The sequence below is a fragment of the Clostridium frigidicarnis genome (assembly GCF_900111985.1).
Taxonomy (GTDB): Bacteria; Bacillota; Clostridia; order Clostridiales; family Clostridiaceae; genus Clostridium_Z; species Clostridium_Z frigidicarnis.
Map to the genome: position 1 here is coordinate 1 of NZ_FOKI01000069.1, position 9,809 is coordinate 9,809.

7 protein-coding genes are annotated in these 9,809 nt (G+C 25.6%); all 7 read right to left on the minus strand.

What is annotated here, in order from left to right; translation table 11 throughout:
* Positions 1–28: 28 nt before the first annotated feature.
* The 7 genes from BM119_RS20105 to BM119_RS18795 all read right to left on the minus strand — a co-directional run bounded on the left by BM119_RS20105 (position 29) and on the right by BM119_RS18795 (position 9,600).
* Positions 29–289 carry an FxLYD domain-containing protein gene (locus tag BM119_RS20105; protein ID WP_341465764.1) on the minus strand — a complete coding sequence of 87 codons (261 nt, stop codon included), beginning with the start codon at positions 287–289 and terminating at the stop codon, positions 29–31.
* A gap of 127 nt (positions 290–416) precedes the next feature.
* The gene (locus BM119_RS18770) at positions 417–596 is read right to left on the minus strand and encodes a hypothetical protein (RefSeq protein ID WP_090043243.1); all 180 of its coding nucleotides are present in this window, start codon (positions 594–596) and stop codon (positions 417–419) included.
* Between the two features lie 110 nt (positions 597–706).
* Positions 707–2,866 (minus strand): peptidase domain-containing ABC transporter, encoded by a 2,160-nt coding sequence (locus BM119_RS18775; RefSeq protein ID WP_090043244.1) that lies wholly within the window; start codon positions 2,864–2,866, stop codon positions 707–709.
* 1 nt (position 2,867) lies between these two features.
* Positions 2,868–5,789 (minus strand): type 2 lanthipeptide synthetase LanM family protein, encoded by a 2,922-nt coding sequence (locus BM119_RS18780; RefSeq protein ID WP_090043245.1) that lies wholly within the window; start codon positions 5,787–5,789, stop codon positions 2,868–2,870.
* A gap of 88 nt (positions 5,790–5,877) precedes the next feature.
* Positions 5,878–6,069: a class II lanthipeptide, LchA2/BrtA2 family gene (locus BM119_RS18785; protein ID WP_090043246.1), complete on the minus strand. Its 192-nt coding sequence runs from the start codon at positions 6,067–6,069 to the stop codon at positions 5,878–5,880.
* Positions 6,070–6,169: 100 nt separating this feature from the next.
* Positions 6,170–9,280 carry a type 2 lanthipeptide synthetase LanM family protein gene (locus tag BM119_RS18790; protein WP_177199513.1) on the minus strand — a complete coding sequence of 1,037 codons (3,111 nt, stop codon included), beginning with the start codon at positions 9,278–9,280 and terminating at the stop codon, positions 6,170–6,172.
* Between the two features lie 77 nt (positions 9,281–9,357).
* Complete coding sequence (locus BM119_RS18795) at positions 9,358–9,600, minus strand: plantaricin C family lantibiotic (RefSeq protein WP_090043248.1); 243 nt, start codon at positions 9,598–9,600, stop codon at positions 9,358–9,360.
* Positions 9,601–9,809: the final 209 nt, after the last annotated feature.

Genomic DNA, 9,809 nt, shown 5'->3' on the forward strand with positions numbered 1-9,809 from the left:
TTACTGTATTCCCTAAATCTCATTCTTACTAATCAAAACGCATATCTGCAATCTCTGCATTCATTGTTGCATTTTCATAATTATCTTTATAAGGTATCATTTTTTCTAATTCTAGTTTAGCACCTGGTTTTATTAATGAAGATGAATTAGTCCAATAGCTGTCTATAATATTGTTATTACTATCATACATAAATATATTTACCTTTACATACCTTATATTTTTATTACCAGTATTTTTAACTGTAATTACTGCCCTTCCATAATTACCACTATCATTTTTCCATTCAATCTTTTACTTTATTAAGGGGTAGTAACCACAAAACGCGGATTTTATACGTTAATACATATATTACAAAAACACCGATATATTCAAAAAGTTCTTTGAATATATCGGTGTTTTAATTACACAAAATTATTTACATTTTCGACTTTTTATTTTTATAATAAATTAAATAATCTAGGAATAATCCTATTATCATTCCTATGATTATAAATAAATACATAGTTGATATTTGATTCATTCCAACTGCAATCGCAGGTCCCCAACACATACCTAATGTCATAAATTTACAAGAGTGCTTCTTGTTTTTTTTCATAATATTCTCCATTTTTACATCAATATATTTCTATTATATCATAATTATAACAAATTTAAAAAAATCAATATACTTTCATTATATTGATTTTTTAATGAATAAATTAAAATTTATGATAGTTTTAATTTATTAGATTGAGAACTATATAATTCATTATATAATCCACGTATATTAATTAACTCATTATGAGTGCCTTTTTCAACAATCTGACCTTTATCCATTACATATATAACATCTGAATCAATAATTGTTGAAAGTCTATGTGCAATTATTATTCTTGTACAACCAATTTCGCCTAAATATTCTGAAATTTTAGCCTCAATAATAACATCTAATGAACTTGTTGCTTCGTCTAATATTATAACTTTAGGATCATTTATTAATGCTCTAGCTAATGCAATACGTTGACGTTGTCCACCTGATAGGTTCATACCCATCTCTGAAACAACTGTATGATATCCCATTGGCATACTTTCGATTTCGTCTGCTATCTGAGAGACCCTTGCTACTTTTTTAATTTTTTCAATATCAATATTTTCTTTATTCATTTCAATATTTTTCAGTATTGATTTATTCAATAATGTTATATCTTGAGGGACTATTCCCATTTGTTTAAATATTTTTTTCTTATTGAAATTTTGTATATTAATACCATCATAGAGTACTTGTCCACTAGTAGGGGTATATAATGATAATAGTATTTTACTTAGTGTACTTTTACCAGAACCAGAAGAACCTACAATAGCAACTTTCTCTCCTTTTTTTATGTGTAAAGATATATTCTTAAGCACTTCTGTTGAATGTTTTGTATATGAAAAAGATACATTATTTAGTGTAATATCACCTGTAATTTCATGGTTTATAGAATTTTCAGGATTAATTTCAATTTCTGCATCTGTTATATCACTAACTCTTTCTAAATAGGAAGTTGCTAATAAATACTGCGTATATGATCCAAATAAGGATGTACTTAATCCAAAAAAATTCATTGATAATGATTGATACGCTATTACTTCACCTAATGTTAGTTGCTTTTTTAAGTAAAGAAAAATACCAATAATTAAAATTATCACAGGAGATACAGTTTGAATAAAAGCATTTATAGTATTTGATATGTTTTGAATAGTTGATCTTCTTTTAAAACAATTTAATACGTCCATATAACTATTATTCCATGAATTGTAAACTTCTTCTTCCATACCAGATAGCTTTATAGACATAATTGAAAATAATGCTTCTATTTGTATTGACTGTGCTTTACTTTGTTCAATAATTTCATTGTCTATAGATTGAGTCAGAGCTGGTCTAATCATAAACATAAAAACAATATTTATGGTAAATATTGTTATTGCTATTAAAGTAAGAAGAATTGATTTATAGGCCATATAACCTGTAATAAAAATTAAAACGCCTAACTCAATTATTCCTCCAACTAATTGAGTTGATAAAAGTTCTCTGACTCCATTTATACTACTCAATCTATACAATAAGTCACCAGATGATCTAAGGTCAAAAAACTTATACGGTAATTTTAATAAGTGAGAAAATGTATCAGTCATAAGCCTTTTACTAAGAAATAAATTTAAGCTTACAATTTTTATACCTCTAAATAAAACAAATAAACCATATAGAACAGATATGATAGTTGTACCAATAATAAATGTACTTATTGAATTAATATTGTTAGTTACAATAACATGGTCAATTAGTTTTTGAATAAGTATTGGAATTCCTAAAGTTAGCATATAACTTACAAAAGAAAAAATAAGCACGCTAGTAAATAATACTTTACATTCAAAAACACTCAATAATATATGAGACCATACATTTTTTGTTTTCTCTTTTTTAGGAATAAAATGTTCAGTAGGTTGAGCATATAAAATATAATTAGAAAAATTATTAATAAATTCTTCTTCCGGTATTTTTTTTCTACCTGTTGCTGGATCAACAATATAAACTAAGGACTTATTTATTTTCTCAACTACTATGAAATGCTCATTTTTCCAGAAAACAATTACTGGCAATTTTAATTGTTTTAATCCATCAATATTACCTTTGTATATTTTTGTATTAAACCCCTTATGATTTAATAATGATTCTAATTGTTTAATAGTTAAACCATCCCTACCTACTTCTAAAAAATTTCTTAATTCTGATAAACTTTCATTACTATTATAATATCTAAGTAACATAGCACAACAACATAATCCACATTCTGTTTGTTGCATTTGAGATACATATGGAACATGTTTTTTTATATTTTTTTTCATTTTAAAGTACCTCTGCATTTAATACTTCTAATGATAATACTGATGCATATCTAGGATTATGTAGTCTTAAAAGTACATATCCTATACCTGATAATCCAATCATGAACGTGGAAATGTCAAAAGATTTTTTCATACCGCATTTTATCCCTTTTGTTCTAATATACTTTAATGCTTTATCAGCTTCTTTATATGCTTGCTCTAGTAGCATTCTATCATTTAAGATTTGCGATAACTTGAGTAATATGTCTATATTGCCAAATATTCCATGACATATACTGTGATCTAATTCATCAGTAAAACCCTCTGAGGTTAATTTTTTTATAGCTAATTCTAAATCTCTCTGTATTTTAATAGTATCCTTGTCATCTAAACAATTTAATAAATTAGCTCTTGATAATGCAATTCCTGATGCTCCGTGACACCAAAGTACATGGTCAACATTTTTGTCTTCTGTTCTTATATCTTTCCAATTTAATTTATCTTTGTTGAATTTTTCATTTTCTATTTCAATCAACTTTTTGCCTAATTCTAAATAGTTATTATTATTAACATATTTCCCTAATAAAATAAGAGCCCATGAGAAACCAGCATAACCATGTGAGAGTCCAGTAAAATGGTTTAAATTATCTTCTAATAATGATTCATATAATACTTTTCCAAGTTTATCACATGTGGTCAATAACAATTCTGATTTCTCTTTTGAATAAATATTTAATAACACTATAATCAAACCTGAAACACCACTGATAACATCTAAAGCTGTTTTATCTATATCATATTCTGATAACTCTTTCAAATATTTAATGTATTTTGAATACGCATCTTTATCATCATTTAAAGAATATATTGAGTAATATATATATATTAAAGAACCTATTCCTTGAAATAAAGAAGGTTGTAGTTGATTTGTAGAATGTTGAAGATATATTTCTTCTATGCCTTTCATTCCAGCCATAGATACTTTACTATATTTTGATTCACCTGTTTCTTTAGCTAATGTGTTTAAAAATAGGATTACTCCGCCACCTTCATATAATGAATAGTTTAATGGTCCTAATTCAAATTTATCTTCTTTTGCAATAATTTGAGTTAACCAAGTACATGTATTTTTATCTTTACTCCATATTGCAGTTTCACAAAATAAATCCCCTAATTCTTTTGCACATTCAATATAACTTTTTTTATTTTTAAAGTATGTTATATTAGAATTTTCTTTTAAACTTTCTTTTTTCCATATATCCTTTACTGTAGTTGCTAATGACATACGAATATAATATAGTTGCTTTTTTAAATTTATTTCACTTAAACTTTGTACTCTGTCTAGTAATATTTCACTTAAAGTTGAATTATAATAGTTCCTAATTTTAACTTTATTATTACAAACCAAATCATTTGTCCATAAATATGTAGTGAAATAAGGTATATCATTATCCATTAAAGCATCAATTTCATAAAGATTTTTATTTTTTAAGTTTTCTGTTGTTTCTTGATTTAAAACACGTATTTTTGATAAGAGCATCTCTCTTTCTTTAAAATCAGTTAAGTAGCTAGGATGGGTTGCAGCTTCTAAAAACCTAGCATAAACAGCTGTCGCTCTTAACACTTGTCTTACTTCTACATTTTTTATTAAATTTATAAATTTTATTAAATCAGTTTTATTGTCAAGTATTAATCTATAACAGTCGAAAAATCCATTGTGGATATCTTGATTAAAATCTATAGGTTCCATTACTTCTTCATTTAACATAACCTTATTATAACTATCACCAATATTAATAGATTTTTTATTCAATCTAATCTCATCTGTTCCTGCATTTTCTATTACATAAGATTTCCAAAAATTCGATTTTTGATCTCCATAACTAGAAATGCCACCCATATCATAATCAAAAACAGACCCTTTCACATTTAATGGCAAAAGCATTGTACCTAAAACCGAATCGTTTATATTTTGATTAAACACAGTAGTAAGATTTTCACTATATAATGTATCTGATGAATTATTTTTTAATAAAGTCTCCAAATCGATAAAAACTGGATTTTCACCACATGCAATTAAATTTTCGTAATGCAAATCATCACAACCTAACATATGAAATATAGCCAATTCTACTCCTATTTTATAAAAATAATTACATACTTCAGTTAAGTTTTTACAAGACTTATATTCTGCAAATTCTTGCCATCCATAACCATTAAAATCTATTGTTCTTATTTTATTAACTTTAATTTTTAAAGTCTCTTTTTTATTTATAAAATCTATAATTTCACCAAACATTTTTTCTGGTGATAAACTATGAGGTTTATAAACAATTTTACCTTTATCTGTAACAATAATTAAAACACTTTTGCCTCCATTATGTGTATCTCCTGAACTAAAATTAATATTTTGAATCACTTTAAAATCCATATTTAGTTCACTTTTAATTATTGCATAATCACGAACTAGTCTTTCAAGTAATTCTGAAATTACCTCAAGTTTATTGAAAATTTTAGTATATATTAAATATGCTAAAACAGGATATTTTTTTAAAAGTTCAATTTTATATTTATCATTTAATAAAAGCTCGTTAAAAAAATTATAACGGCTTTTAGAAGTTTCTCCTATTAATAAATTTTCCTCTCTTTTTATATTAATTTCTGCAATTAAAGTCCTTCCACTCACATTTAGCAAATCTTCTATTAATGAGTTTAATACACTTATTATTATATTTTTTTCTATTAGTTCGATACAGTTATTTTTTCTGAATTTATAAAGTATATCATCCAATTTAACTTTAAAAAAATCTAAAAATTCAATAAAAAATTTACCAAATAATTCGTTATTTTTTTTACATATCTGAAATACTTCATCTGATTTTTCATTGGAATTTCTTATAATCTCATATAATTTTTCAACGTCATTATAATAATCTTTGTACATTTTCTACCTCATTCTAATAATTATGTAAAATACATAATTATCTTATATTATTAAGACAATTATGTATTCTTTAGTTATAAAAATATCATTATTTATTACATGCTTTTGTACATGCTGATGTTGGACAAGCAGTTGAATTTAATGTGATTCCAAGAAGAGTAACTGTAGCAGCTATTGTAGCACATGACATACCAGTTCCACCAACAACATCATTTCCTGCTAAAGTCATTAATTCTTCTTCATCAATTAATCCTGTTATATTTTTCATATCTTGATTCACAGATCTCACCTCCCTTCAAGTATAAGCTATAAAATTTTTTTAATATATTAGTTCTAGTAATCAAGCTGCATTAATTACTCCGTATATCTAAAATGATTAACTATTCTAACCATAAAAATTCTGGTACAAAATCTGGAGCATAATTTTTTAACATGGAATAACCAAATCCACAAATACCAATCATTAAACTATAAGATTTTGTACATCTTGACTCTCTCTTTTTCCAGTTATTTGATAATACATCATCAAATAACTGCTGAAAAGTAGCATAACTTTTATTCTTTAAGTCAACATTGTTGGTTACATTGGCCGCATAGTTTAATATTGCTAAACTTCCTAAATCTCCATGACAATACGTTGGATTATTTCCTATTCCATTTAACCATGTAGAATTAATTGCAATTGATAGTTTTCTGTCTAAATCCTTATTCTCAAATCCATTTTCTTTTAGTATTGCTTTGCTTAATAATATTCCTGGTGCACCATGACACCACCCATTACTTATTGAATAATCATGCTCAGTTGAAAACCAATTGTTATATTTATCTGAATATAGCTCTTCTTCAAAATTCAAAGCTTTATTTATATAATGGATAATTTCATTATCACCTGTTAACTTATACAACTTATACATATAAGCTATATACCCAGCACTCCCATGTGAAAATCCTGAATAAGCAGGTGTAAATTTTGTTGGCCATGAAACTCCTAACTGAGACTCTTTAACACCGCCAAGTATGTGCTTATAATTTTCCTTGGCAACTGCTAGAATTTTATTTTTATCATTTATATCTTCTGTTGAATTATATATTGATAATAGAACTCCTAAACTTCCAGCAGATCCACCAATGACATCATAAACTTCATCTTTTTTACTTAAATGAGCTAATACTTCAATATGTTTTAAAATGAATCTATCCAAATGATCATCTTTAAAAATGCCTGCAAGTTTTTTTAAAACGTAAAAATATCCACTTATACCATTAAATGCCCCAACTAAATATGGGTAGTCCTTGTCCATATTTTCAATAAATGTCATAACTGGTTCCATTGCTTCAAAAGAAGCTTGTTTAAAATCACTTCTATTAAGTATTGCTCCTAAGTATCCTAGAAATAATGCTATTCCTGTATTACCATTATATAAATCTAATCCCAATACATCTGAATTCCATATACTTTCCTCAAATCCATCAAGACTTGGTCCTATCCAAAATCTATCTTTTTTATTTGAACTATTAATACCACTAAAACTATTATCTAATATAAACTCGCCTATTTCTGCTGCTACATTTATCCATTTTTCCGGTTTTAATTTATTAACATTAATTGTTTCTAAAAATTTTATTCTAGTTATATCTTGTTCTCTATTTTGTTTATTTAAAAAAGACACTTCTATAAAATCAATTTGCCTTTTTAAATCTGCTTTTGTTAAATCAATAATTTTTTCTTCTACCAAATTTATTGGCGACTTTTCCAATAAATCTATATATTTAACTCCTCGAGAATCTATTATATATGTTTCACTTATAGATACATTAAAAAATGGTATATCCCAACTCAACAAATCTTGAAACTCAGATTTCATTATTTGACAATATTCATCGTTAGAATGTATTCCTATCCTATGTAATAATACTTTTCTATGATAAAAATCTCGCATAAAATCTGGGTGACTTGAAATTCCTAGCAACTGAGCATAAAAAAATGTTGGTTTAAGTATAATCCTACTTCTCATTCCCCCAAAAATACTTTTTACTATTTTAGAAAACTCTTTTTTATTATCCAACACCCAATTATATAATACTTCAAACCCTTCTTTTATTTCCGGTAAATATTTTTCTGAGTTTAAAAACTCCCCATTTATAGAAGGGTTATTTAGTTGTGGTTTCACAATAGTATCTTTTTTTATAACTTTAATAGTATCTAAATTCATATTTTCAATAATTAAAGATTTAAAAGGAGCCACTTGTTCTTTATTTGCACTTAGTCCTCCTATATCAATACTTACATATTCGTGTCCAACTTTTTTACTAATATTGGTAGGTAATAAGCTTATTGATTGTACTGAATTATCTATTATCTTTTTTGCTTTAGCAAATCCACTATTAATCTCTTTATCTTGTGTCTTTAACTTTCCATGAAACAAAGACTCTAAATCAATTAAAATAGGATATTCACCATGAGCAATTAGATTTTCATAGTGAAAATCTACAGCATTTAAAATATAAAGTAAGCATAATATGTGCCCAGTTCTAGAATAAAATTCTTTCCCGCATTTGCTATTTTTACATTCTTTATATTCAATAAACTCCATCCATCCAGCTTCATTTATTGTATGTATTTTTACTTTTTTAAAGTTGAATAATCCTTTAATATTTTTACATTCCACCCATTGTAATAATTTTTGGAATCCATACTCAAGCTCTAAACTTCTAGGCTTATAAACAACTTTTATGTTTTTACTGAAATATATTGTAGATACAGCTTTACCACCTTTATGTGTATCGCCTAATCCAGTACTTATTTTTTTAATATATCCAACTGAGTTCCCATTGTTAAATTTTAAATTTATATTATCCAGCTCTTTTGCCGTGTTAGTTACAATTTCTATAATATAATTAAAGTTATTTTTTATAATTGTATTTAATATCTCTATCAATGTGCTATATTCATTATACATTGTATGTATATAATTTTTATTTTGTAATAATTTATTAGAGAAATATATAAATCTCTCTTCAGATGTTTTTCCTTGTAATCTTCCTTCTGTTCTTGCTACATTAATCTCTAAAATAATAACTCTATACGCAACTTGGAATAATTGATCTAATATATGTTCCATTATATTTTCAACAAATATATCGATATCCTCAATTATTTTTATATTTGCAATTTTATTTATAAAATCATCTATCTGAGCATTAATTAAAGGTTTAAAAAAAAGATAGAACGGTATATATTTATCTAATTTACTTGAGTATTTTTCTAAATAACAACTTATATCATAGTTTGTAATATTTTCAATTTTTAATGTATTTTCACTATTGACATGGTCATTTTCTTCTACTAATGAGCTAATTGTACTATCTGAAACATTTTCTAATATTTTTTCAAACTTAGCTATACTTTTAACCTCAGGAAATAACTTGATCCAATATTGAACAATATCATCAATAGTTATATTGTAATCACTAATTTTTATATTTTCCACATTAAGACTACCTTTCACTAATTCTTTAAAGTTAGACAATAATATTTTAATCTATTGTCTAACTTTAAAGGTAATTTTTATGATCTACAATTATTTTGACATTCAACAGTTGCTGTACATACTTTACCTTTGTTTCCCAAAAGTGCACTAGCAATGATATAGCCATCATGGTAGCCCTTAGTAGTAAGCATTGTTCCTCCCGCAATTGAACACTCTTCATGCTCTTTTATTTCTTCAAGTACATTACTACATGGATCAGCTAATTCACATTGCACTTTACTTCTAATCACTGGATTCTTTAAAAAATTTGTTTTATTCATTTTTTTCTTTTCCACCTTTCTATATATATTTAATTACTTAAAAATTCTTAATCTTTTTCCATAGAAGAATTGATAATCTATATCATAAAGAATATTTATATATTTCAAATATGTATTCAAAATATATAAGTATTTTTTATGAACAATAAAAATTTTCAATAGCCAATGCTGTATTTATATATGAAAATATGACTAATGATGTATTATTA